The organism is Microbulbifer rhizosphaerae (assembly GCF_014191725.1).
Lineage (GTDB): Bacteria > Pseudomonadota > Gammaproteobacteria > Pseudomonadales > Cellvibrionaceae > Microbulbifer > Microbulbifer rhizosphaerae.
Genome location: NZ_JACHWZ010000015.1, coordinates 109,041 through 133,909, shown reverse-complemented (window position 1 = coordinate 133,909; position 24,869 = coordinate 109,041). Strand labels below are relative to the sequence as shown.

The window sequence follows — 24,869 nt, the reverse complement described above, 5'->3', positions numbered from 1 at the left end:
CGGGAAGCCTCCTTCAAGATGAGATCTCCCTGGGACTTCGAGTCCCCTGAAGGGCCCTGGAAGACTACCAGGTTGATAGGCTGGGTGTGGAAGCGTTGTGAGGCGTTGAGCTAACCAGTACTAATTGCCCGTGCGGCTTGACCATACAACAGAGATGGTTACTGACGACAGGCTGAGCGGAGAGTGAAGGCTTGAGTGAAAACTTAAAGTTGAGGCTCGAAGTGAAGCGGGATTGTGAAGTCAGAGAGACGCGCAGACTACGCTTGAAAGAGCAGCCTTGCGGTGTATTACTACAGATTGTTTTACCGACTTATTTGGGTTGACTGTTACGCTGGAAAATCAGCGAGGCAACGGACAGTCAGACGGCAGCGCAGAGCAACCGCTCATAAGACCACGCCAACCCAAGCCAGTTTGCCTGACGACCATAGAGCTGTGGAACCACCTGATCCCATGCCGAACTCAGTAGTGAAACGCAGCATCGCCGATGGTAGTGTGGGGTCTCCCCATGTGAGAGTAGGTCATCGTCAGGCTTCTAAATAAAAAAGGGCCACCCAAGCGGGTGGCCCTTTTTTTATTTACAGATTGCACAAACGACCTACTGCCGAACATCGTGACAAATCGGCAGGAAAGCCGATTTGGACGCCGCAGGCGCCCGTAGGGGCGCGGCACATGGATGTGCCGCGGTCAGAGTAGGGCGCCAAGGCGCGTTTGCGAAGCATCGCTTCGCGTGCGTTGGCGCGACCGGCCAGGGACGGCCGGGCGGGGGCTGGATCGAACACTTAGAAGCTGCGCCAGGGATGGCGAGGCAGAAGTTAACAGCCTCTCCCCACCGTACGCGGACTGCAATCCCAAAGCCACGAATCCAACACCGATCGCGGCCAACGGCCGCTCCTACAGACACCACGCAGTGGCAGATTCAAAGATCGATCGCGGCCATGGGCGGATGGCCGCCCCGCCGCTCCTACAAAATAATCTCCCTTCCTCCCTGTAGGAACGGCCCATGGCCGCGATTAAGTTCTCAGAAAAGCCCAAAACACAAACCAATCCCACTGCTATTGAATATTAATCCCAGTTTGAAAAACCTGAATCAGGCAAACGGTGACAGGAATGGAGTAATTTCCACCTGGTTGCCCGCTGACTGGTCGCCACTGTCGCGAGGCAAAACAATAAAACAATTGGCCTTCGCCAAGCCCGATAATATATGGCTTCCCTGCTGCCCCACGGCCGCCACTTCCAGCTCACTCTGCTGATTTCGAGCGTAGAATCCGCGTTGAAAATCCACTCTTCCGATCTTCTTCTTCAGTGGAGATATCAGTCGGGCGTGCAGGCTTGTTTGGGCCTTCGGTGTCAGGCCGCGCAGTTTTTCCAGTGCCGGCACCACTAATTGATAAAAGGTAACCAGAGCCGCAACCGGGTTGCCCGGCAGGCCAAACAAGGGGGTGTCCCTGACACGTCCAAATGCAAAGGGCTTTCCCGGTTTCATTGCAATCTTCCACAGGCAAATCTCACCGAGAGCCTCAATGACTTCCCGGGTGTAATCTGCTTCACCGACGGAAACCCCGCCGGAGGTGATGATGACGTCGGCCTTGGTGACGGCGTTTTCCAGTGCGTTGGATATCTGGAGAGGATCGTCCGGCAGAATGCCGAGATCGAGTACTTCGACATGCATTTGTCTCAGGGCGGATACTAGGGCGACTCGATTACTATCATAAACGCCACCTGCCGTCAGTGCGGTTCCGGGCTGCTGCAGTTCATCGCCGGTAGAGAATACCGCGACGACCGGCCGGCGTATCGCGACGATTGAGCCGATTCCCGCGGCGGCCGCGAGGGCGATATGCGCGGTGGTAACCTGCTGTCCTGAAGCCAGGAGTTCGCTCCCAGTCTGTACGTCTTCACCGCGGCGGCGGATATGTTCTCCCTCTTCTACGCCATTGCCAATAAATATCCGGTCACCTTTGACCCTGACGTATTCCTGCATTACTACGGTATCCGCACCCGGTGGTATTGCGGCGCCGGTCATGATGCGCACAGCACAGCCTGGGGAAACAGGATTTTCAAAAGGTGCGCCGGCGAAGGATTTTCCGGCCAGTTTCAACGATCGCCCGCCGCTCAGGTCTCTGCGCCGTATCGCATAGCCATCCATTGCGGAATTGTCAAAAGCGGGAAGGTCGATCTTCGCCAGCATTGGCTCGGCGAGTACCCGGCCGGCGGCGTCCGCCAATGGCACTCTCTCCTCGCCGCTTACCGGAAATATGGATTCGACAAGCTTACGGTGGGCCTCTTCGATGGGCATCAGGCCGACGGCGCTGCAGCAATCTGTTGGCATAGAGGTGATTCGCCTGAAAAAGGATAGGCGAAAAGACTAGCAAGCGGCTGTGGGCCGGGCTATTACCCACAGGGGGTAATAGCAGGGAACTTGGCATCAGGCGATGAGGCTAACGCTCGGAAGTCCGGCTGCTGGAGGCCGATTCGCTGCGCTTCTGGTTCACCATCCAAACCGCTGCCTCTATCCGGGAGCGCATGTTGAGTTTCTTCAGCAGGTGCTTGACGTGTACCTTGACGGTGGCATCAGAGATGTCGAGCTCGCGGGCGATCAGCTTGTTACTGAGCCCCATCGCGATTTGCTGCAGTATCTGGTACTCGCGACTGGTCAGGGTGGACAGCACGTCGGCGCCGGAATTGTCCGGCTTGCGCAGCGCGGAGGCGAGAATTTCTGTAAGGCGCTGGCTGATCGCGAGCTTGCCGTGGGTCGCCGCCAATACCTGCTCCAGGATATCTTCCGGGTCCATATCCTTCAGCAGGTAGCCGTCTGCTCCGGCGCGTATGCAGGCCACCACGTCGGCGTTATTGTCGGACACCGTCAGCATTACGATGCGCGCAGTGACATCGGAGGCGCGCATGGCCCGCAGCGTATCCAGGCCGTCCATACCCCGCATATTCAGGTCCAGCAGGATGATGTCCGGATCGCACTCCTGCGCCAGCTTCACCGCCTCTTCACCGCTGCTGGCTTCCGCCACCAGTTCGAGACGGGGCTCCAGACTGAAGAGTTGCATCAGTCCTTTGCGGAATAGGGGATGGTCGTCAACCATCATGACTCTTGCTGGACTGGACATGGTTTTCCCCACCTTGCTGTGCTATCGGATTTTACATATCTGATGCTAACACAGCTGTGAGGCAGTGGAACCGACTACCCCAAAGTGGGTAGAGGTGTCTTGCTATTTTCGCCGGTACCGATTGCCGGGCCCCGATACATAGGAGGATATACCCGCAGATATCAGGTCACCTGTGGAAAACGGGGTACTTATTGATGGTAATTGAGCGCTGGCGCGGGGGCGGCCATAGTGGCATCAAGAAACATTTTGAGCAGGAGCCGCCACTGTGTCCGACATATACGATTGGTCTCCGGAGAACAGCCAGTTCTGGCAGTCCCGGGGAAGTAAAATTGCGAGCCGTAATCTGTGGATTTCAATTCCCAGCCTGCTGGCAGGATTCGCCGTATGGCTGTACTGGGGGATCATCACTGTACAGATGCTCAATCTGGGCTTCCCCATCGCCAAGTCTGAACTGTTCACCCTGATGGCGATTGCCGGTTTGACCGGTGCCACGCTGCGCATTCCCAGCAGTTTCTTTATCCGCCTGTGCGGCGGGCGCAACACCATAGTATTCACCACCGCACTGTTGATCATTCCCGCCCTGGGAGCGGGGATTGCATTGCAGGACCGCAACACGCCGCTGTGGATCTTCCAGTTGCTGGCTCTCCTCAGCGGTCTGGGCGGTGGCAATTTTGCTTCCTCCATGTCCAATATCAGCTTTTTCTTCCCCCGGGAAAAACAGGGGCTGGCTCTCGGGCTGAACGCGGGGCTCGGCAACTTCGGCGTCACCACCATGCAGATACTGGTGCCGTTGTTTATGACCTTTGGTGCCTTTGGCGCCATGGGCGGAGATCCGATGACTCTGGTGAGTTCATCCGGAACCCTGATCGGAAAAATTCCCGCGGGTTCCCAGGCGTGGATACAGAATGCCGGGTTTCTCTGGCTGCTGATTCTGGTGCCTCTGGTGCTGGCCGGCTGGTTTGGTATGAACAATATCCGTACCGAAGAGGTGTCGCCGGATATCGGCAACCCGGTCGGCGCCTTTGGCAAGATGACCCTGATGCTCGGCATAGGTTTCCTCACCGCTGTGGTGGGTCTTTGGTTACTGCTGCCGGAGAGTGCGAATGGGTCCGGGTGGGGAGTGCCCAAGGAAATTGTGCTGGTCTTTGTAATTTTCGGCACTGTCTATGGCCTCAAGTTATTACCCGGGGAGATCAGAAGCAGCCTGAACAGGCAGTACCGAATTTTCAACCACAAGCACACCTGGGTAATGAGTGTGATCTACACCATGACCTTTGGCAGCTTTATCGGTTATTCCGCGGCTTTCCCCCTGGCGATCAAGGTGATCTTTGGCTACAGCCACGTGGCGGTCGATGGCGTGATGACTCATAGCACTGTCAATGCAAACGGTCCCAGTGCACTGATGTACGCATGGATGGGGCCTTTCATCGGCGCACTGATACGCCCAGTTGGGGGTTGGATTGCCGACAGGATCGGTGGGGCCCTGGTAACCCAGGTATGCGCTCTGGTGATGGTTGTCAGTGCTCTGGGTGTGTCCTACTACATGAAAGCGGCCTATGCATCCGCAACCCCGGAAGAGCATTTCGTACCCTTTTTCCTGCTGTTTCTGGTTCTGTTCGCGGCCACGGGAATAGGCAACGGCTCGACTTTCCGCACCATTGCCATGGTGTTTCCAAAAGAGCAGGCCGGCCCTGTGCTGGGGTGGACCTCCGCGGTAGCCGCGTACGGAGCCTTCTATATCCCGAAAGTATTCGGCGAACAGATCAAGGCGACTACCCCGGAATATGCGCTGGTCGGCTTCGCCGTTTTCTACGCGTTGTGCCTGCTTATCAACTACTGGTACTACCTGCGCAAAGGCAGCGAATTCTATAACCCATGATCAAATCTGATTGGGCCATGATTGCATGATTGAGAGAGGGGGCAACCCCTCTCATTTTTTTAATACTGGTCCTGATCTCGGCGTCGGCCATTGTGAGTATTCTCTCGACATCCCCGATGCCTACGGAGACGTGTTGTGATGCAAATCCTAGACCGCGAGCGGGAAACTGCGCTCACCCCTCTATGGCGGATGCCCTTCCGCCCTCTGTTTTTGGCTGCCGCAGCATGGAGCTGTATTTGTCTCAGCCTTTGGCTTGCCGTATTACTCGGTATACAGCTGCCTGCGCTGCGGGCGGGGTTCGCCTGGCACGTGCACGAAATGCTGTTCGGATTTGCCGGCGCCGTAGTGGTGGGGTTCATCACAACGGCCAGTCAAAACTGGACCGGCCTGCGCGCCCCGTCCGGTGCACCGCTGGTTGTCATGTCGGGGCTCTGGCTGTTGGCGCGGCTGGGCTATGGGTTGAATGCCGTCCCACCGTGGCTTCCAGTGATACCGGAAGCCGGCTTTTTCCTGTTTGCTGCGCTGCTGGTGGGCCGCAGGCTGTTGGCGATGCGGCAGTGGCGTAATCTGTTCGTGATCCCGGCACTGGTAGCGCTCGCCGTGTTATCCGCGTTGCACTGGTTGATGCCGGAGTGGCAGCGCCGGATCGGTGTGCTGACACTGCTGCTGGTCGTCAGTCTGATACTCGTATTTGGCGGTCGGGTCGTACCCTTTTTCACCGCCAGGCGCTACCAGATGCGCCCGCGGGACAAGATTCCTGTGCTGGAGATCGGCACTCACACCTGCGCTCTTGTCCTGTTGCTGCTGGTGGCTTTCGGCCTGCCTAGAGCCGCCTGGGGCCTGCTGGCACTGGCATTGGGAATTCTGCAGCTATTGCGCTGTAGCCGCTGGCATGTCTCCCGAATCTGGCGGGAGCCCCTGCTATGGTCCCTGCACCTGAGTTACTGGATGGTTGTGATCGGATTGTTCATGGCTTCTCTGGCCTGGCCGGGGATCGCCCCCGCTCTTGAGAGTGGGGCTTTGCATGCCTTTGCCGTCGGGGGGATCGGCGGCATGATTTTGGCGATGATCAGCCGCGTAAGCCTCGGCCACAGCGGCCGCCAGTTGCGGGCACCTAGCGTGATGCCCCTGGCTTTTGCGGCGCTGCTGCTCGCGGCGCTGGCGAGGGTTTTCTGGGCGCCGGCAACGGCGGCCTATATCCTGGCGGTCGCTGCGTGGATTCTGGGGTACGGTCTGTTCCTGGTCTGTTATACGCCGATACTGACTGCTCCGAGAGCGGATGGACAGGCTGGCTGAAGCGATGCTATCGCACGCATGCGGCCACTCCGTAAGGGCTGTACTTTCGTTTGCCTGCGGCAACGATGCCGACTCTTCGGACGCTTGTTCAGGGGCTCCTTAGACCAGTTTGTTGGCTGCCAGCGCAGCGTGAATGCGCCGGCAGGTTTTACCAAAGCGGGATACATCTCCGATAGTGGGCTTTTCGCCGGCATCCAGGCGGGTCTCCCATTCCTCCAGCTCCTGGTCGAGGAATTCCAGTAATTTTTTTGGGCATCCGCGGCAGGGGCCGGCACACAACCGGCTCGCCGGCAGATGGAATGGCATGGTTTTGCGAACCTGTGAAATCAGTCCGCGCATAACGGTGGTGGTATTCGGTTTCACAATTCGCTCGGTTAGACGCCGCCCCGCTCACCCGCCGCCTCCGGCAGCGTTGTTCCACAACAGCTGGCGTTCGCGGGCGTACTCGGGAACAAAAACAAAGGAAACCTCAGTGCCGCCGCTTTCGCGGCGGCGGATATCCAGCCCGCCTCCCAGGTTGCTGGCGCGCTCCTGCATGATGGACATGCCGAAGTGATTGCGTTTCTCCGGCGATTCGCTGATGCCTACACCGTTGTCGCAGATACTGACCCGGATTTCCTGCCCCTCGCCCTGTGTCAGGTGGATGCTTATATGATCGCCCCATGAATGGTACACCGCGTTTTGCGAGGCCTCGCGGACCAGCTGTAATAGATGAATCTCTTCGTTGGGGGTCAGCGGGATTTCCTCCAGATCGTAGACCAGCCCGATAGTGATCTCCGGGTGTTGTTCGCGGTACTGGAAAACGGATTTTTCCAGAATGGCGCGCAGCCCTCCCTCCGCTATCTGCAGCCGGAAAGTGGTAAGCAGTTCCCGCAACTGCCGGTATGAGGCATTGAGGCCCTGCTTGAGTTCGGAGGTGATCTCCACGACCTGGTCGCGGTCCAGCGCATCGCTGCGGCTGCAGCGAGCCAGCCTGGCTACCTGGATTTTGAGATAGGAAAGGGACTGGGCCAGGGAGTCGTGCAGTTCGCGGGCAATAATGCCCCGCTCGTCCATCAGCGCCACGCGCCGGTCCTGCTCGCTGCGCTCCTTCAGGGTTATCGCCGTGGTAACCGCATCGGCGAACGCGCTGAGGCGCTGTTGTTGTTCCCTCTGCAGCAACTGGCCCTGTGGAAGGGTGCACACCAGGACACCGTAATTGCGTTTGTCCGCTTCCAGGGGGAAGCGATAGATCTGCTGGCCGGCGACCTCCCTGGGGCCGGAGGCGTGGGCACAGCTGTTGCAATTATTTTCCTGGCAGGCGTTGTTGCCGGCACCGTGAGTCAGGTGCTGGTAAGGGGTCATTCCCTCCGGCGTCATCAGGCACAGGTCGAGGTCGTGCAGTTCGGTGAGCTCGCTGAACTCCGCCAACCACTGGTCTATTTCCAATCCGTTGAGCGGACCTTCGCTGATGCGCCGCGCGAGACGATATTGAAAGTCGAGTACCTCGTGGCTCTTGTGCAGCTGTGCGGTCTTGTCCCTGACCCGCGTTTCCAGTTCGCGATGTGTGCCGTCTATAACCTCACACATCCGGTTGATGGTCTGTGCCAGCAGGCCCAATTCGTCCTCGCCGTGCAGGTCGAGCTTTTGGCGGAAGTTGCCCCTGGCGATATCGCGACAGCTGGCGATCAGTTTGCGCAGCGGCTGCTCCACCGAGCGGGACAGCGAGAAGAGGGAAAAATAGACCAGTATGACGGTAGCGAACAGAGAGCCGAGCTGGACCAGGCGCAGCAACTCGACTTTGTGTTCCGCGGTGTGCTGGTAATCCAGTACCAGGGTGTCCACCCGATCCACAAATGACTCAGCGGTGCTGAGGAGTTCGCCTTCGCTGATGCGGCTTTCCCCACTGGCGACGGATGTCAGCAACGGCAGGATATGTTGCTGCCACTCCCGGCTAACCTCGCGAAAATTCTGTGCCTCCGGCTGGTGATCGGCGGGAGAGAATTCCGAGATGGCGGCGATATGATCCAGGCGCGCGGATATCTGTTCCGCCAGATTCTGCGTGGCTAACCGGTCACCACTGGAGGCGGTGGCCACCGATTTGTAGGTCATGGCGCGCAGCGAACCGGACAGGTTGACGGCGGCGGCGTCGTTTTCCGCCGCATCGGAGATGACATAGGAGGCCACCATGGAGCCGATGGCCACTACAACGGTGAGCAGCATCAGCACGCCGATACGGAACACAATGGATTGGCGGATGCGATTCAGTACATTGCCCATAGGAAATTCTCCGCAGGTACGGCACTCATTATGCCCGACACCACTGTATTTGGTAGTACCCCCAAAAAACCGCAATGAGTCCCGCCGGCCCCTCCTCCGACCCGCCGGCCACGCCGCGCAGGACCAGCTGCGGCCGCGGCTACCCGACACCTGCAATACCCCTACCACTTAGGGGGTAGGCGGTCATTTTTGCCACGGCGGCACCCCGGTGAATTCATCTGTCGCACCTTTTATATTGCTTTCATCCACGGCAAGACACCGGCATTTTCGTCTCGGAGTAAAGCATGAGCCACTTTCTGGACCGACTGAAATATTTCAAAAAGCGCAAAGAGCCCTTCGCGGACGGCCACGGTGAAAAAACCTGGGACGACCGCAGCTGGGAGGATGGTTATCGCCGCCGCTGGCAGTTCGACAAAATTGTGCGCTCCACCCATGGGGTGAACTGTACCGGCTCCTGCAGCTGGAAAATCTATGTAAAAGACGGGCTGGTCACCTGGGAAACCCAGCAGACCGACTATCCACGCACGCGCCCGGATCTCCCCAACCACGAACCGAGAGGCTGCCCCCGGGGAGCCAGCTACTCCTGGTACATGTACTCGGCCAACCGCCTCAAGTACCCGAAAATCCGCAAGCGCCTGGTACAGCTCTGGCGCCAGGCCAGGCTGCAGCACGTCGATCCGGTGGATGCCTGGGCCAGTATCGTCGAAGACCCGGAAAAAGCCAGGTCCTACAAGGAGTGCCGCGGCATGGGCGGCTTCGTGCGCATCGAATGGAATGAGGTGAACGAACTGATCGCCGCGTCTAATGTGTACACCACCAAAACCTATGGCCCGGACCGGGTAACCGGATTTTCTCCGATTCCCGCCATGTCCATGGTGTCCTACGCCGCGGGTGCCCGCTACCTGTCCCTGATAGGCGGCAACTGCCTGAGCTTCTACGACTGGTATTGCGACCTGCCGCCGGCCTCGCCGCAGGTCTGGGGTGAGCAGACCGACGTGCCGGAATCCGCCGACTGGTACAACTCCAATTACCTGATCGTGTGGGGCTCCAACGTACCCCAGACCCGGACGCCGGACGCCCATTTCCTGAGTGAAGTGCGCTACAAGGGCGCCAAGACCTGTGTGATCACCTCGGATTATTCCGAGTGCTCCAAGTTCGGCGATACCTGGCTGGCACCGCGCCAGGGCACCGACGCCGCGTTGGCAATGGCCTTTGGCCACGTGATCCTGAAGGAATTTCACGTGGACAAACCCAGCGCCTACTTCACCGAGTATGTGCGCACCTACACCGATATGCCCATGCTGGTGATGTTGGAGGAAAAGGACGGCCGGCTGGTACAGGGGCGTTTCCTGCGCGCCTCGGACCTCGCGGACAACCTGGGCCAGGACAATAACCCGGAGTGGAAAACCATTGCCGTCAACGACGACGGCCGCCTGGTCTCCCCCAACGGGTCCGTGGGCTACCGCTGGGGCGAACCCTCGGCGAAAGAAGGACGGGGCAAGTGGAATCTCGAGCAGCGGGATGGCGTGGACGGGTCCGAACTGAAATTGAAGCTGAGTCTCAGGGACTGCGCCGACGAAGTGGTCAAAGTGGCTTTCCCCTATTTCGGCGGCCAGGCACACGAATACGATTACTTCCAGCACACAAATCACAGCGAAGTGATCGATTACAAAGTCCCGGTGAAAAAAATTACCAGCGCGGACGGCAACACCATTGTGGTGGCCAGCGTCTACGACCTCACCCTCGCCAACTACGGTGTCGAGCACGGCCTGGACGATCCCAACTGCGCCCACAGTTACGGTGAGGACAAGCCCTACACCCCCGCCTGGCAGGAGGCCATCACCGGCGTCAGGCCCGAGGATGTGATCCGCGTTGCACGGGAATTTGCCACCACCGCGGACAAGACCCGCGGTCGCTCCATGGTGATCGTGGGGGCGGCGTTGAATCACTGGTATCACATGGACATGAACTACCGCGGCCTGATCAACATGTTGATGCTGTGTGGCTGCGTGGGCCAGAGTGGCGGTGGTTGGGCGCACTACGTGGGCCAGGAAAAACTGCGCCCGCAGACCGGATGGACGCCGCTGGCGTTTGCCCTGGACTGGCAGCGTCCGCCGCGCCACATGAACGGCACCTCCTTTTTCTACAATCACTCCAGCCAGTGGCGCTACGAAAAACTCGAGATGAGCGAAGTCATTTCCCCGCTGGCGGACAGGGAAAAGTGGAGCGGTTCCATTATCGACTTCAACAGCCGCGCCGAGCGCATGGGATGGCTGCCGTCGGCTCCGCAGCTGGGTACCAATCCGCTGCGGCTGGCAAGCGAAGCCGCCGCCGCGGGTATGAACCTGAAAGACTACGTCGTGCAGCAGCTCGAGAGCGGCGAACTGAAGTTTGCCAACCAGGACCCGGACAACCCGCGGAACTTTCCGCGCAACCTGTTTATCTGGCGCTCCAACCTGTTGGGCTCCTCCGGCAAGGGGCACGAATATATGTTGCGTCACCTGCTGGGCACCAGGCACGGCCTGATGGGTGTGGACCTGGGCGAGTCCGGTGGCAAAAAGCCGGAGGATGTCGCATGGCACGACACGCCCAGCGAAGGCAAGGTGGATCTGCTGGTAACCCTGGATTTCCGTATGTCCACCACCTGCCTGTACTCCGATATCGTCCTGCCCACTGCCACCTGGTATGAAAAGGACGATATGAATACTTCGGATATGCATCCGTTTATTCACCCCCTGACCAGGGCGGTGGACCCCGCCTGGCAAGCGCGTTCCGACTGGGAAATCTTCAAGGGTATCGCAAAGAAATTCTCGGAACTTACCGAGGGGCACCTGGGAGTGGAAACCGACTTGGTGACCCTGCCGATTCACCACGATACCCCCGCGGAAATCGCCCAGCCGTTCGGGGTGAAAGCCTGGTGGAAGGGCGAGTGCGATCTGGTACCCGGTGTGACCGCCCCAAGCATGATCCCGGTGGAGCGGGATTACCCCAACACCTACAACCGGTTTACTTCCATTGGTCCCCTGCTGGAAAAGCTCGGCAACGGCGGCAAGGGAATTTCCTGGAATACCGATAAGGAAGTGGATTTCCTCAAAAAACTCAACCGCACCTATAGCGAGGATTCCGCACGGGATGGCCGCGCAAAAATAGAATCCGCCATTGATGCGGCGGAAATGATTCTCTCCCTGGCGCCGGAAACCAACGGACAAGTGGCGGTAAAGGCCTGGGCCGCGCTCGGCGAAATCACCGGTCGCGACCACACTCACCTCGCCAGGCCAAAAGAAGAGGAAAAGATCCGCTTCAACGATATTGTCGCGCAACCGCGCAAGATCATCTCCTCCCCCACCTGGTCCGGGCTGGAAGATGAGCATGTGAGCTACAACGCCGGTTACACCAATGTGCACGAGTATATTCCCTGGCGCACCATCACCGGCCGCCAGCAGTTCTACCAGGACCATGAATGGATGCGTGACTTCGGCGAGACCCTTTGCGTCTACAAGCCGCCGGTCAATCTCAAAACCGTGGAGCCGGTGCTGAACAGGAAATCCAACGGCAACAAAGAGATCCTGCTCAACTGGATCACGCCGCACCAGAAGTGGGGCATCCACAGCACCTATTCCGACAACCTGCTGATGCTGACGCTCTCCCGCGGCGGCCCCATCGTGTGGATGAGCGAAAGGGATGCGAAGCTGGCGGGTGTCGAAGACAACGACTGGATAGAGATCTTCAACGTCAACGGCGCTATCGCCGCCCGCGCGGTGGTCTCCCAGCGGGTTCCGGAGGGAATGGCGATGATGTACCACGCCCAGGAGCGGATCGTGAACACCCCGGGGGCGGAAACCACCGGAACCCGGGGCGGCATCCACAATTCCGTTACCCGCGCAGTGATGAAGCCCACCCATATGATCGGTGGCTATGCCCAGCAATCCTACGGTTTCAATTACTACGGCACCGTCGGCTGTAATCGGGACGAGTTTGTTATTGTGAGAAAGATGAACAAAGTTGACTGGCTGGATGGCGAAGATGCCAAGGTAACAGAGGTTGCAGGGGGGGCGTCAGAGTGAAAGTAAGAGCGCAAATCGGCATGGTGCTGAACCTCGACAAGTGCATTGGCTGTCACACCTGCTCGGTAACCTGTAAAAACGTATGGACCTCCCGGGAAGGGGTGGAATACGCATGGTTCAACAACGTGGAAACCAAGCCGGGCATCGGCTACCCCAAGGAGTGGGAGAACCAGGACAAATACAAAGGTGGCTGGGAGCGCGGGAAAAACGGCAAACTGCAGCCCCGCCAGGGCGGCAAACACCGGGTGCTGGCCAATATCTTCGGCAACCCGGAAATGCCCGAGATCGACGACTACTACGAGCCATTCGATTTCGACTACCAGAATCTGCACCAGTCGCCCCAGAAAAAGCACCAGCCGGTGGCGCGCCCCCGCTCGCTGATCACCGGCGAGCGCATGGAAAAGATCGAATGGGGGCCCAACTGGGAGGAAATTCTCGGGACCGAGTTCGAGAAGCGCAAAAAGGACAAGAATTTCGACCAGGTGCAGGCGGAGATATACGGAGAGTTCGAAAATACTTTCATGATGTACCTGCCACGCCTGTGTGAGCACTGCCTCAACCCGGCCTGCGTGGCGTCCTGCCCCAGCGGTGCTATCTACAAACGGGAGGAGGACGGCATTGTCCTGATCGACCAGGACAAGTGTCGCGGCTGGCGCATGTGCGTCTCCGGGTGCCCCTACAAGAAAATCTACTACAACTGGAAAACCGGAAAATCCGAGAAGTGCATCTTCTGTTATCCGCGCATCGAGTCCGGGCAACCCACTATCTGCTCCGAGACCTGTGTCGGCCGCATTCGCTATCTCGGCGTGCTGCTGTACGACGCGGATCGTATCGAGGAGGCCGCCGCGGTGGAAAACGAACAGGATCTTTACCGGGCGCAGTGCGATATTTTCCTGGACCCGGCTGATCCCAAAGTGCAGGAGGCCGCCCTCGCCGAGGGTATTCCCCAGGCGTGGATCGACGCGGCCCAGCAGTCACCGGTGTACAAGATGGCGATCGACTGGCGGGTGGCGCTGCCCCTGCACCCGGAGTACCGCACCCTGCCAATGGTCTGGTATGTGCCACCGCTGTCGCCGATCCAGTCCGCCGCCGAGGCCGGCCATGTGGGCATGAGCGGCGATATCCCGGACCTCAAAAGCCTGCGCATTCCGTTGAAATATCTCGCCAATATGCTTACCGCCGGCGATGAAGCGCCGGTGGAACGCGCGCTGGAACGCATGATCGCTATGCGCGCCTATATGCGCTCGGTGCACCTCGAGGGAGTGCAGGACCGCCAGCTGCTGGAGCGGGTTGGTCTGTCGATACAGCAGGTCGAGGAAATGTACCGTTACATGGCCCTGGCAAATTACGAGGATCGCTTTGTCGTTCCCTCAAGTCACCGCTCCTATGCGGAAAACGCCTATGACATGAAATCCTCCTGTGGCTTCAGTTTCGGCAACGGATGCAGTACCGGAAACGATTCGGTCAATATTTTCGGAGGCAAAAACCCTGCCGTTCGCCAGGTTATCCCGGCGAAGAATGTGGAGTAACCGGAGAAACCAATGAAAATACTTCAGCTGATATCGCACCTGTTGGACTATCCGGATGAAGCTCTGGCAAAAAACCTGCCGGAACTCACCCGCTGGGTGGAGCAGGCGGACGAACTAGATGGCGAAGTGCGGGAAAGTATCCTGCGTTTCATCGAATACCAGCGACAGCGGGATCTGCTCGACTGGCAGAGCGAATACGAGGGTCTGTTCGAGCGCGGGCGCGCTGTGTCCCTGCATATCTTCGAACATATTTACGGCGAGTCCCGCGATCGCGGGCAGGCCATGGTGGAACTTCTCAAGCACTATCGGGAGGCGGGCCTGGAGCTGTCGGAAAGGGAGCTGCCGGATTACCTGCCCACTTACCTGGAGTTCTGCGCGACCCAGGAAACAGCGGCGCGGGAATGGCTGGAGCAGATAGCACATGTACTGGCACTCTTGTCCGCCCGGCTCAGGCAAAAGGAATCCATCTACGCGCACCTATTGACCGGCCTGCTGGAGTTGATCGACCTGAATGTGGATATGACGGCGCTCGCGGAGGTGGTATCGAAGGAGGAGCGCGATGATACGCCGGAAGCGCTGGACAAAATCTGGGAGGAGGAGGCCGTTTCCTTTTCCGCGGGCGGCAGTTGCGACCAGAGTGTACGGCGCCCGGCTGCGGCGCAGTTTATGGGGGAGGAGCCCATTGTCTGGGCGGATGAAGGCCGGAACAGTGCAACGCCTGGGTGATGAGTAAATGGTGAGGAGTAAATGATGAGTTATCTCAATACGCTTTTGTTCGGAATCTATCCTTTCGTGGCGCTCACCGTCTTCCTGGTGGGAAGCCTGATTCGCTACGACCGGGATCAGTACACCTGGCGTACCGGCTCCAGCCAGCTGCTGGAAAAGAAGAAGCTGCGCCTGGGCAGCTACCTGTTTCATGTGGGGATAATCGCGATACTCGCCGGACACTTTGTGGGTCTGCTGACCCCCAAGGCGGTGTGGCATCTGCTGGGGGTTGAGGCATCCACCAAGCAGGCGCTGGCGATGATTGCGGGTGGCCTTTTCGGGGTCATCTGCTTTGTCGGCATGACCATCCTGATCCACCGCCGCCTGACCAACCCCCGTGTGCGCGCCACCTCCTCGACGATGGATATCACCATACTGCTGTTGCTGTACGTGCAGTTGATACTCGGCTTGTTGAGCATCTTCGTCTCCGCCAGTCATATGGACGGGGCGGTCATGCTCAAGTTGATGACCTGGGCTCAGTCCATTGTCACCTTCAATGCGTCCGACGCAGTGGCTGCGATCAGCGACGTGAACGTCATTTACAAGCTGCATATATTTCTGGGCATGACACTATTCCTGCTGTTTCCCTTCAGCCGCCTGGTACACGTCTGGAGCCTGCCGGTGCAGTACCTGGGCCGCAACTACCAGGTCGTACGGGCGAGAGGCGCCCGTCGGGTTTGATCGGGGAATCATCTACAGGGCTGACTATGAACGGTTTACTGGCTTCAGATCGGGACGGGGACCGTCCCGATCTTCTGCAAACGATTTTTGTCAACGGCCGGGAGATATCCCCGCAACAGGTATACAGGGAAATGCAGTACCACCCGGCCGCCACGCCGGCAGAGGCAATTTTCAACGCGGCCCGCTCCCTGGTTCTGGGAGAACTTCTGAGCCAGCGCGCCCGGGCACAGGGACTCTGTGACCGGGAAATACTGCCGGGAAGTGCCGACTTTGATACGGCGGTGGACAAGCTGTTGCAGCTGGAAGTGCCGGTACCCAAACCCGGCCGCCCCAGTTGCCTGGAGTACTACTGCCAGCACCGGGAGCAATTCGCTTCACCGCCGCTGGCCGAGGTGCGCCATATCCTGCTGCAGGCCCCGGGCGATGACGGCGAAGAAGCGCATCGCATTCGGCAGCTGGCAAGGTCCCTGTTGCGGCAGGTCGAGCAGTCTGCCGACCCACTAAAGTGCTTCGCGCAGCTTGCCGGCAGCCACTCCCGGTGTTCATCGAAGGATTCCGGCGGCAGCCTGGGCCAGGTGGGCCCGGGGGATACGGTTCCGGAGTTCGAAGAAGCAGTGTTCGGCCACGGCGTCGGTCTGGTGCCGGAACCAGTGGCCAGTGCCTATGGGCTGCATCTGATCTATGTGGAGCAGTTCGAACCGGGGCGGCCGTTGGGATTCGAAACGGTGAGAGAAAAGATTGCACAGCAGCTCCAGGAGTCTCTGCGCCGGCGAATGATACGGGTCTACCTGCTGGACCTGGTTTCCCACGCACACATCACGGGTATCGATTTGCTGTCGAAGCGGGACTGGGCGCATTGATCGATAAGCGGCTGCGCGCTCTCCGGGAGGAATACAGATGGCAGTCAAGTCGTCATCCCGGCGAAGTCCGGGTCCAGATTCCTGGCTTCCAGACTTCGCCGAAGTGACGAAAGATTACTTGTTCAGGGCCTTCCTAAATGGAGATAGTTATGGTGTCCATTCGCAAGTCCATTGCCCGCGGAGGTTACCGGCTCGGCTGCCGGCTGCTGCCGGTACTGCCCAAGTGGCCTGGTGAGCTGGCTCTGGTGAAATTTCTCAACGTCCAGCTGGCCGAAGAGCTGGAGGAGGGCGAGTTCGATTTTCTCGAAGGGCGGGTGCTGGAGATTGCGGTCATTGATTTTCGCATCAGCCTGCGCATGGGAAAAAGCGGTGCGCGTTTCGTGCGCGCACCGGCGAGTGCAATTACCGATGCCGCCATCGCGGCAAAAGCCGTGGACTTTCTGGCCATCGCCAGCGGCAGGGAAGACCCGGACACGCTGTTCTTTCACCGCCGGCTCAGTATCAGCGGTGATACCGAACTCGGATTGACCGCCAAAAACCGCCTGGATGCGATCGACCGGAGCCGCCTCCCACAAAGGGCGCAACGCTGGCTGGTGCTGATAGCCGGGGCGCTGGCAGACGCCGCGGCAAAATAAATGGAAAACCTATGGAACTCGTATGTCCCGCCGGCGGCCTGCCGGCACTGGAAGCCGCCATCGACAACGGCGCCGACGCTGTCTATATCGGATTCAATGACGACACCAACGCGCGCAATTTCGGCGGTCTCAACTTCAACGACAGGAGTGCGCTGCGGGCCCTGGAGCGTATACGCAGTCGGGGCAGGAAACTGTTCGTCGCCATCAACACCTATGCGAAGCCAGGAAGTTTCTCGCGCTGGCAGGCGGCGGTGGACCGGGCTGCCGACCTTTCGGCCGACGCGATGATCATGGCGGATATTGGTCTTATGGAGTATGCGCGCGACAAGTATCCGAAATTGTCCCTGCACCTGTCGGTGCAGGCGTCGGCGACCAGCGTTGCGGCGCTGGAATTCTATCGCCGGCAGTTTGGTATTCGCCGCGCGGTACTGCCGCGGGTACTGTCGCTCAAGCAGGTGCAGCAGCTGGCGGCCGGCAGCCGGGTGGAGCTGGAGGTGTTCGGTTTCGGCAGCCTCTGCATCATGGCCGAGGGGCGCTGCCACTTGAGTTCCTATGTCACCGGTGAGTCGCCCAACTTGAACGGAGTCTGCTCCCCGGCCAGGGCGGTGGAGTGGAGAAACGGGGCGAACGGGCTGGAGACAAGACTCAACGGCGTATTGATAGACCGCTTCGCCGACAACGAAAACGCCGGTTATCCCACCCTGTGCAAGGGACGCTTTGTGGTGGACGGCAAGCGCCAGCATGCCCTGGAAGAACCCACGAGCCTGAACAGCATGGCACTGCTGCCGGAGCTAAAAGCGGCGGGCATTCAGGCGATCAAACTGGAAGGTAGGCAGCGCAGCCCCGCCTACGTGGCGCAGGTGGTGCGCACCTGGCGCGAGGCGATCGACGAAGTGCTGCAACGCGGCGCCGATTTCTTGGTTAAGGAGCGCTGGCGCGGGACATTGGCAAAAAACTCTGAAGGCAAGCAAACCACACTGGGCGCCTACGATCGCCCTTGGCAGTAGAGGAGGCGGTATGCAGCTCGCTTTGGGGCCGGTGCAGTACTATTGGAGCCGGACCGATATCAACCAGTTCTATGAAAGCATTCTGTCCACGCCGCTGGATATCATTTACCTGGGGGAGGTGGTGTGCGGCAAGCGGCACCAGTTGCGCGCGGCGGACTGGCTGGAGCTGGCCCGGACTCTGGCGGAGGTTTCCGACAAGCAGATAGTGTTGTCGACGCTGACGCTGCTGGAGTCGAATGCCGACTTGAATTGGGTGCGGAAAATCTGTGACAACGGGCAACTGCTGGTCGAGGCCAATGATATGTCGGCGGTACAGCTGTTGTCGGAAGCCCGACTGCCGTTTGCCTGTGGTCCGGCGATCAATATTTACAACCAGCGGACGCTGTCTCACCTGATGTCACTCGGCATGGTGCGCTGGACCGCGCCGGTGGAAATGAGCGGGCGGCAATTGGGCGATGTGCTGAACGCCTGCGGCAGTAAGCCCGAAGTCGAGCTGTTCGCCTACGGACATATGCCGCTCGCCTATTCGGCGCGCTGCTTCACCGTCCGCCACCTCGGACTCGACAAGGACAACTGTGGCTACCGCTGTATGGAATACCCCGACGGTTTGCCGTTGTTCTCCCAGGAGGACGAAAAGCTGTTCGTGATCAACGGTATCCAGACGCTGTCCGGGGAGCCTGTCAATCTATTGCGCCATTACCCGAAACTGCGTGCGCTCGGGATCGACATTCTGCGCATCTCCCCACAATGGTTGCGTATGGAACAGGTGGTCGCTGCCTTTGACAGCGCCCGCCGTGGCGAGTTGAACCCAGATCTTCTACCGCAGGGCGTCGACGGTTACTGGCGCGACCATGCGGGCCTCGAACTGATTGCGCGTAGTGGTGCAGATTCTACAGACGGGTGCCACACCTGAAGCCGAAGCTGTTTTCAGTGTCGAATGGCCGATCGCTCAGGGCACGATCAGCACATCGGTATTGGACCTGGCAAGTATTCGCTCCGCGGTGTTGCCGAGCAGCAAGCCGGCGGGGCCCTTGCGCACACCGCGCCCGACCAGCATCAGGCGGGCCTTGTTGCGGTCGACGATCCGGTTGACCTCGCGCGCCGGTTTGCCGGACACCAGGTGCATCTCACTGCAGCTGGCGCCGCTGTCAGCGATCATCGCCTGCAGATGCTCGCGCAGCGAGCGCTGCTGTTCGGCGGAGGTGTCCGGCCTGGGCGCCAGTCCCAGCTCCTCGAGCACGCCGACGCCGGGCAGGCAGGCAACCGCTTCCATCTGCGCATTCAGCAGCTGCGTCAGCCGGTCGCCGATGGTCAGTACCCGCAGGTTGAGTTCCTGGTGCAGGGGGTTGTCCACGGAAGGGTCCAGTGCCGCCACGAGGCGCTCGCGTTTGACCCAGGGCGTGCTGACCGCGAGCCACAGGGGCACCGGTGAGCGCTCGATCAACTGCCAGTCGATGGAGCCGAAGCCGCCGCGGCCAAACTGTTTCTGGGCCGTCTTGATGACCAGGTCGAAGGGCTTCCGCACCAGCGCCTCCTGGGTCCAGTTGGCGATACTGTAGTGCCACACGGCTTCGGTCACCGTGTCCGCGGGAAGCTGGTGGCGCTTGCGGAGTTCCTCCAACCAGTGTTCGCGCCCGCTCACCATTGTCTGCACCAGGTCTTCCGTTGCCTCGTGCACGCCAGGCAGGGTCAGCTGTGGCTCGTAGGCGAAACTGACCAGGTGCAGTCGCACGCCCGCCGCCTCGGCCAGCGCCATGGCTCGCTGCAGGGCGATCTGTTCATGTTTGGGCTTATCGAGAATCACGAGAATGTTTTTCATTGGATCATCCTTATAGGTACGGTTTTCCCATTGAATCTAACGCTAACTGCTCGCGACTTCTTGATCCAGATCAGTGGGCGGGGACCAATTACTCTCCGGTGGAAAACAACGCAATAACGGCCAGCAGCGTGACGATCCACAGGCCGGAGAGGATTTTCCAGAACAGCGACGCATTCCGGCTCTTGTATTCGGACGGGTCGTCGCGCAGGTATTCGGGGTTGGGGTTGCCGAGATCGGCAATGAACCCGGCAATGGTGTGGTAGCGCTTTTCCAGATCGACGGCGCAGCCCCTCTCCAGGGTACGGTCGAACCAGATGGGAATTACCGGATTGAACTGGGCCGCGCTGCGGTAGCGCAATTGCTCGTAGTCCACCAGAGAGCGGCACTCATTGATCTCCTCGCCATAGGGCAGCTCGCCGGTAAACATCTCGTAGGCGATGGTGGCCAGGGCGTAGATATCGCCCTGGATCGCCGTGTTGCGGCCCATCAGGTAATGGGGGTCCGAATAGGAAGCGGTGCCCAGCGCTCCGGGATGTTCCAGTGGGCGGAAAATTTCCGCGCTGCCCGCCACATACACGGAACCGAAATCCACGATTTTAACCCCGCCCTTTCCGTCGATCATGATGTTGGCGGGCTTGAGGTCCTGGTGGATGGTTTCCCGGTCGTGGAAGGCTTGCAATCCTTCGGCGATCTGTCTGACGATACGGAATGCCTCCGCCGGTTTCGGAAAGCGGTGGCGCTCAATCCAGGTTTCCAGGGTGCAACCTTCGATATATTCCATCAGGTAATAGAGCGCAGTTCTGGGCCGCTTCTGGCGAAATACGCGTACCACCCGCTCGCTGTGGATACGCAGGCCTATCCACTCCTCCTGCACGAAGCGGTCGATATAGTGGATGTCGTCTTCGTAGTTGATCGAGGGGGTTTTCATTACCAGTGCCGCCCCGGTGTGGGTGTCCCGCACCAGGTAGAGCTGGCTGCGCTGTGAAGAAAAAATTTCCCGCTCGACAGCAAAGCTGTCCAGGATCATACCCGGGGTCAGCGGCGGGGGAAAAGGCAGGCGTGCGATTTTGTGGCTGTATTCATCCAGGGTCGCATCCGGAAGGCCGCGGACCGAAACGACCACCGCTGTCAGGTTGTCGTCACTGCCGTTTTCTTCGGCGAGGCGGACCAGGGTTTCGGCCATTTCGCCTTCTTCCAGTTCCTCACGCTGCAGGATGTCCGCCAGGACTTCCCGGGGAACAAAATCGTGCACCCCGTCGCTGGTCAGTAGAAAGCGGTCGTCCCGCTCCATTGTGATCCTGCCGTAATCCACCTGCAGCCCGGTATCCATGCCAAGGGCCCGGGACAGCATACTCTGGCGATGCCCGAGGGCGACGCTGTGATCGCGGGTCAGGCACTCCAGTTTGCCGCCCCTCAACAGGTGGATGCGGCTATCGCCTATATGAAAAAAATGAGCGGTGCGGGACTTGAAAACCAGGGCGGAAAAAGTGCACAGAAAACCTTTTTCCTCCCGCGGGTAGTCGTGGCTGCTGCGGTAGAGTTTGCTGTTGATGGAGGCGAGCGCCCGTTGACCCGCACGCGCAGCGGACCAGGTGTCCGGCGCGCTGTAGTAGTCGCCGACAAATTGGCTGGTGGCCATACAGCTGGCCAGGGCGCCGGCCTCGGCGGAACTGACCCCGTCCGCCACCGCGGCCACAGCGCCCAGGTAGTCCTGCAGGTGCGGGTCTGCCGGCCAGTGGAAAACCGCCGAATCCTCATTCTGCGGCTTGCACCCGGCGCGGCTGCAAATACCCGCGGCCAGTTGCAGCCGTCCGCGCTGTTCGCTCTCGGTGGCAGTACTGTTGTTCACCGGCGCGGCCATGGAATCGGATCACTCCACGCTGATCAGCTGCACCGTGCCGTCGGGCAGCACTTCCGCGATCTTGCCCCTGGGCTCCTCGATAAACGCACAGGCGAAAACGACCAGCGCGGCGGAGGCGGCGATGATCAGGAAAAAAGTGCTGTAGTCCACGTAGGACAAGGCGGTGAGATAGGTGACTGCACCCACATTGCCGTAGGCACCAGCCATGCCCGCGATCTGTCCGGTCATACGGCGTTTGATCAGTGGCACTATCGCAAATACCGCACCTTCCCCCGCCTGTACGAAGAAGGAGCAGGCCATGGTCGCCAGTACCGCCAGCGATACCCACCAGCCGCTGTCGATCTGGCTCAGTATCAGATAGCCGACGGCCAGCCCGGAAATCAGGAACATCAGGCTGCGGCGGCGTCCCAGCTTATCGCTGAAGTGGCCGCCGGTGGGGCGGGAGACCAGGTTCATAAAGGCGAAACCGGAGGCCAGCAGGCCCGCCTGGACGGCGCTGAGACCGGAGAATGTCTCAAGGAAAAACAAAGGCAGCATGGACACCACCGCGAGCTCGGAGCCGAAGGTGACGAAGTAGGCCAGGTCGAGAATGGCCACCTGCTTGAACTGATATTTTTCCAGCTCCGGCACGCCCTGCTGCAGATGCTCCCGATTCACCAGCCAGATCTGCCGGGTCTGGAAGGCGAAGAGGACCAGCAACAATATCCACAGAATATAGGTGGTGCTCCCGGACAGCAGGCCGACGCCGGCGGGAGACAGTTTGTATGCCAGGATGGCCAGGGCCAGGTACATGGGGACGTTCATTGCCAGATAGAAATACAGGTCTTTTTTGCTGCTGACTTCCAGTCCGCCACTCTTCCTGGGCTTGAAGTAGGTGGAACCCTTGGGGGTGTCGCGCGCGATGCGATAGTAGAGAAGGCCGTACAGGCCGGCGACGACACCGGTCAGTCCCAGCGCATAGCGCCAGCCGTCTTCGCCGCCGAACATCAGCGCCACCGCGGGCAGGGTCATGGCACCGGCAGCGGAACCGAAATTGCCCCAGCCGCCGTAAATGCCCTCGGCGAGTCCCACTTGCCGGGCTGGGAACCACTCGCCCACCATGCGGATACCGATCACAAAGCCTGCGCCCACAAATCCGAGCAGGAAGCGGAACAGGGCCAGGGCCCGATAACTGTCGGCGGTGGCGAAACCCAGGCAGATAACGGATGACGTTACCAGCAGCCCGCTGTACACCAGGCGCGGCCCGAACCTGTCCACCAGCATGCCGATCACGATGCGTGCCGGGATGGTCAGTGCCACGTTGAGGATTAGCAGCGCCTTTACCTGCTGGCTACTGAGATCGAAAGCTTCCTTGATAAAGACCATCAGCGGCGCATGGCTGAACCAGACGACGAACGTGAGGAAAAAAGCAAACCAGGTGATATGCAGTGTCTTTATCTTTGGATCGTGCCATTTAAAAAAATTGAGCCCGCTGGATGTGGTCATGACAACTCCTTCGGCTTGTCCGCCCGTTAGCTACCAATTATTGACGCACAGTTTAAAAGTGGGCCCGCTCCCGAACAGCGGACAGGAGTGGTAGTTTTGCCGGAAAAAAACAGCAAAGTGCGGCCACCTACCTCCGCCCGGTAGTCGCGGCGAACGGCGGGGCGGCGGTGATCCCGGTGATTCCACCGGCCGTCTACCCCGTTGGTGGTAGCTGGTCCGCACTGTTTACAGCGCCGATGTTTTTGTGGGTAGTTGGGACGGAGCGGCGCAGAAGAGAGGCGGGATTGCGTAGAATTCCAGGCGGTAAAACCGGGATTTATTATGCAATACACCGAACAGCTCGCCGGCCGGGCTCTTGTGTCCGCCACCGCCATGTTTGCTGCCAACTTTTCCGTCTGGACCCTGTATGCGGTGCTGGGGGTGTCCATTCGCGAACAGTTGAATCTATCCGCGACCGAATTCGGTGTGCTACTGGCAGCCCCCATGCTGAGCGGCGCCCTGTTGCGGTTTCCCGTTGGGCTGCTGGCGGAGCGGCTTTCCGCAAAGAAAATAATCCTGGCGCAGGCGTTGTTGCTGTTGCCTATTCTGCTGCTGCTTCCCCGTGTTCACAGTTACTCCGGCCATTTGCTGGCGGGGTTGTGGCTGGGTATTTCCGGTACCGCCTTTGTCTCGGGAATCCGCTATATCAACCCCTGGTTCGATCGGCGCCGGCAGGGCACTGCCATGGGAATATTCGGTGCCGGCAATGCCGGCGCCGCCGTCACGCTGGCACTGGCGCCGGCCATTGAAAACTGGTTGGGGAGGGAGATGGTGGGGCCGGTGTACGGCGCCGCGATGTTTATCGCGATCCTGCTGTTCGCGTACTGGGCGCCGGAGGAGATACCTTACATGCGCAGCCGGCGCCGGCCTGAACTGGAATTTCACCTGCGCCCCTTATCCGAAATCAGGGTGTGGCGCTTCGGGCTCTATTACTATTTTGTCTTCGGCAGTTTTCTCGCGCTGCTGCTCTGGTTGCCCCAGTACTACCTGGATGCCTACGGGGTTTCCACGCAAACGGCGATGGCCCTTACGCTGCTGTTTGTGGCGCTGTCCAGTACGGTGCGCGCTTTGGGAGGCTGGTTTGCCGACCGCTATGGTGCCCGCGCTGTCAACTGGAGTGTCTTCTGGACCTGCCTGGTGTGCCTCTTCTTCCTCAGTTATCCGCCCACCAGCATGACCATTCACGGCATCGAGCGGGACGTGCAGATCGAACTCGAAGTGGGTATCGAACTCTTCACGCTGTTGATCCTGGTGATCGGCATCGCCCAGGGGTTCGGACGCGCCTCTGTGTACAAGATCGTCTACGACAATTATCCCCGCTACATGGGCAGCGTCGGCGGTACCGTGGCCACGATCGGCGCCCTGGGAGGCTTCAGTCTCCCGGTCATGTTTGGTATCGCCCAGGATATTGTGGGTATTCACAGCGCTGCCTTTATGCTGCTCTACAGCGTGCTCGCGGTATGCATGCTGGCGATGTATCTGGCCCTGCAACGGGAGCGCGCCTTGCAGCGCCTCGAATTTGCCAGGCAGCACAATTTTCTGCACCGGGAGGACACCCCTTTCGGGTAATGCCCTCC

Annotated in this window: 18 protein-coding genes and 2 rRNA genes; 13 read left to right on the top strand and 7 right to left on the bottom strand. The window is 59.6% G+C overall.

The features are described from left to right. Both FHS09_RS15785 and rrf read left to right on the top strand, forming a co-directional pair. Positions 1-145: ribosomal RNA gene (locus FHS09_RS15785) — 23S ribosomal RNA — on the top strand; the annotation flags it as partial. Between the two features lie 269 nt (positions 146-414). After that, positions 415-530, top strand: a 5S ribosomal RNA gene (gene rrf, locus FHS09_RS15780). A 557-nt stretch (positions 531-1,087) separates the two neighbouring features. Here rrf and moeA read toward each other — a convergent pair. Both moeA and narL read right to left on the bottom strand, forming a co-directional pair. Beyond that, positions 1,088-2,293 (bottom strand): molybdopterin molybdotransferase MoeA, encoded by a 1,206-nt coding sequence (gene moeA / locus FHS09_RS15775; protein ID WP_246395082.1) that lies wholly within the window; start codon positions 2,291-2,293, stop codon positions 1,088-1,090. A gap of 142 nt (positions 2,294-2,435) precedes the next feature. Further along, positions 2,436-3,113, bottom strand: coding sequence for a two-component system response regulator NarL (gene narL / locus FHS09_RS15770; protein WP_183461649.1), 678 nt, complete (start codon positions 3,111-3,113; stop codon positions 2,436-2,438). A gap of 265 nt (positions 3,114-3,378) precedes the next feature. Between narL and FHS09_RS15765 the strand changes: the two genes are divergently transcribed. Together FHS09_RS15765 and FHS09_RS15760 are read left to right on the top strand one after the other, a co-directional pair. Then, a complete protein-coding gene (locus FHS09_RS15765; protein WP_183461647.1) occupies positions 3,379-4,992 on the top strand; it encodes an MFS transporter in 1,614 nt (537 codons plus the stop codon). Positions 4,993-5,130: 138 nt separating this feature from the next. Next, entirely contained in the window at positions 5,131-6,288 is a 1,158-nt protein-coding gene (locus tag FHS09_RS15760; protein ID WP_246395080.1) for an NnrS family protein, read from the top strand. A 99-nt stretch (positions 6,289-6,387) separates the two neighbouring features. Here the strand turns inward: FHS09_RS15760 and FHS09_RS15755 are convergent, their stop codons facing one another. Then, a complete protein-coding gene (locus FHS09_RS15755; RefSeq protein ID WP_183461643.1) occupies positions 6,388-6,651 on the bottom strand; it encodes a hypothetical protein in 264 nt (87 codons plus the stop codon). Positions 6,652-6,678: 27 nt separating this feature from the next. Continuing rightward, a complete protein-coding gene (locus FHS09_RS15750) occupies positions 6,679-8,547 on the bottom strand; it encodes an ATP-binding protein (RefSeq protein WP_183461641.1) in 1,869 nt (622 codons plus the stop codon). Between the two features lie 284 nt (positions 8,548-8,831). Here FHS09_RS15750 and FHS09_RS15745 point away from each other — a divergent pair, with 284 nt between their 5' ends. The 8 genes from FHS09_RS15745 to FHS09_RS15710 all read left to right on the top strand — a co-directional run bounded on the left by FHS09_RS15745 (position 8,832) and on the right by FHS09_RS15710 (position 19,001). Next, positions 8,832-12,611 carry a nitrate reductase subunit alpha gene (locus FHS09_RS15745; RefSeq protein WP_183461639.1) on the top strand — a complete coding sequence of 1,260 codons (3,780 nt, stop codon included), beginning with the start codon at positions 8,832-8,834 and terminating at the stop codon, positions 12,609-12,611. After that, on the top strand, positions 12,608-14,140 hold the full coding sequence (narH, locus tag FHS09_RS15740; RefSeq protein WP_183461637.1) for a nitrate reductase subunit beta: 1,533 nt from the start codon (positions 12,608-12,610) through the stop codon (positions 14,138-14,140). Before FHS09_RS15745 ends, narH begins: the two co-directional genes overlap by 4 nt. Before the next feature lie 12 nt (positions 14,141-14,152). Continuing rightward, complete coding sequence (narJ, locus tag FHS09_RS15735; RefSeq protein ID WP_183461635.1) at positions 14,153-14,866, top strand: nitrate reductase molybdenum cofactor assembly chaperone; 714 nt, start codon at positions 14,153-14,155, stop codon at positions 14,864-14,866. 24 nt (positions 14,867-14,890) lie between these two features. Continuing rightward, positions 14,891-15,586 (top strand): respiratory nitrate reductase subunit gamma, encoded by a 696-nt coding sequence (narI, locus tag FHS09_RS15730; RefSeq protein ID WP_183461634.1) that lies wholly within the window; start codon positions 14,891-14,893, stop codon positions 15,584-15,586. Between the two features lie 26 nt (positions 15,587-15,612). Beyond that, positions 15,613-16,446, top strand: coding sequence for a peptidylprolyl isomerase (locus FHS09_RS15725; RefSeq protein WP_183461632.1), 834 nt, complete (start codon positions 15,613-15,615; stop codon positions 16,444-16,446). 149 nt (positions 16,447-16,595) lie between these two features. After that, positions 16,596-17,081 (top strand): ubiquinone anaerobic biosynthesis accessory factor UbiT, encoded by a 486-nt coding sequence (gene ubiT / locus FHS09_RS15720; RefSeq protein WP_183461629.1) that lies wholly within the window; start codon positions 16,596-16,598, stop codon positions 17,079-17,081. Between the two features lie 11 nt (positions 17,082-17,092). After that, positions 17,093-18,088, top strand: coding sequence for a ubiquinone anaerobic biosynthesis protein UbiU (gene ubiU / locus FHS09_RS15715; protein WP_183461627.1), 996 nt, complete (start codon positions 17,093-17,095; stop codon positions 18,086-18,088). A gap of 10 nt (positions 18,089-18,098) precedes the next feature. Then, positions 18,099-19,001 (top strand): U32 family peptidase, encoded by a 903-nt coding sequence (locus FHS09_RS15710; protein ID WP_183461625.1) that lies wholly within the window; start codon positions 18,099-18,101, stop codon positions 18,999-19,001. 36 nt (positions 19,002-19,037) lie between these two features. Here the strand turns inward: FHS09_RS15710 and FHS09_RS15705 are convergent, their stop codons facing one another. The 3 genes from FHS09_RS15705 to FHS09_RS15695 form a co-directional block, all read right to left on the bottom strand. Continuing rightward, positions 19,038-19,907: a universal stress protein gene (locus FHS09_RS15705; protein ID WP_183461623.1), complete on the bottom strand. Its 870-nt coding sequence runs from the start codon at positions 19,905-19,907 to the stop codon at positions 19,038-19,040. 88 nt (positions 19,908-19,995) lie between these two features. Further along, complete coding sequence (locus FHS09_RS15700; RefSeq protein WP_343057501.1) at positions 19,996-21,756, bottom strand: bifunctional protein-serine/threonine kinase/phosphatase; 1,761 nt, start codon at positions 21,754-21,756, stop codon at positions 19,996-19,998. A gap of 21 nt (positions 21,757-21,777) precedes the next feature. After that, the gene (locus tag FHS09_RS15695) at positions 21,778-23,253 is read right to left on the bottom strand and encodes a NarK family nitrate/nitrite MFS transporter (RefSeq protein WP_183461618.1); all 1,476 of its coding nucleotides are present in this window, start codon (positions 23,251-23,253) and stop codon (positions 21,778-21,780) included. Between the two features lie 321 nt (positions 23,254-23,574). On the opposite strand from FHS09_RS15695, the gene FHS09_RS15690 reads away from it, so the two are divergent. Then, positions 23,575-24,861, top strand: coding sequence for an MFS transporter (locus FHS09_RS15690; RefSeq protein ID WP_183461616.1), 1,287 nt, complete (start codon positions 23,575-23,577; stop codon positions 24,859-24,861). Positions 24,862-24,869: the final 8 nt, after the last annotated feature.

Coding starts and splice junctions, on each gene's coding strand:
- FHS09_RS15750 (WP_183461641.1), bottom strand. CDS start 8,547: ATGGGCAATGTACTGAATCGCATCCGCCAATCCATTGTGTTCCGTATC.
- FHS09_RS15705 (WP_183461623.1), bottom strand. CDS start 19,907: ATGAAAAACATTCTCGTGATTCTCGATAAGCCCAAACATGAACAGATC.
- ubiT (WP_183461629.1), top strand. CDS start 16,596: ATGGTGTCCATTCGCAAGTCCATTGCCCGCGGAGGTTACCGGCTCGGC.
- FHS09_RS15690 (WP_183461616.1), top strand. CDS start 23,575: ATGCAATACACCGAACAGCTCGCCGGCCGGGCTCTTGTGTCCGCCACC.
- moeA (WP_246395082.1), bottom strand. CDS start 2,293: ATGCCCATCGAAGAGGCCCACCGTAAGCTTGTCGAATCCATATTTCCG.
- narL (WP_183461649.1), bottom strand. CDS start 3,113: ATGTCCAGTCCAGCAAGAGTCATGATGGTTGACGACCATCCCCTATTC.
- FHS09_RS15695 (WP_183461618.1), bottom strand. CDS start 23,253: ATGACCACATCCAGCGGGCTCAATTTTTTTAAATGGCACGATCCAAAG.
- FHS09_RS15760 (WP_246395080.1), top strand. CDS start 5,131: ATGCAAATCCTAGACCGCGAGCGGGAAACTGCGCTCACCCCTCTATGG.
- ubiU (WP_183461627.1), top strand. CDS start 17,093: ATGGAACTCGTATGTCCCGCCGGCGGCCTGCCGGCACTGGAAGCCGCC.
- narJ (WP_183461635.1), top strand. CDS start 14,153: ATGAAAATACTTCAGCTGATATCGCACCTGTTGGACTATCCGGATGAA.
- narI (WP_183461634.1), top strand. CDS start 14,891: ATGAGTTATCTCAATACGCTTTTGTTCGGAATCTATCCTTTCGTGGCG.
- FHS09_RS15745 (WP_183461639.1), top strand. CDS start 8,832: ATGAGCCACTTTCTGGACCGACTGAAATATTTCAAAAAGCGCAAAGAG.
- FHS09_RS15710 (WP_183461625.1), top strand. CDS start 18,099: ATGCAGCTCGCTTTGGGGCCGGTGCAGTACTATTGGAGCCGGACCGAT.
- FHS09_RS15725 (WP_183461632.1), top strand. CDS start 15,613: ATGAACGGTTTACTGGCTTCAGATCGGGACGGGGACCGTCCCGATCTT.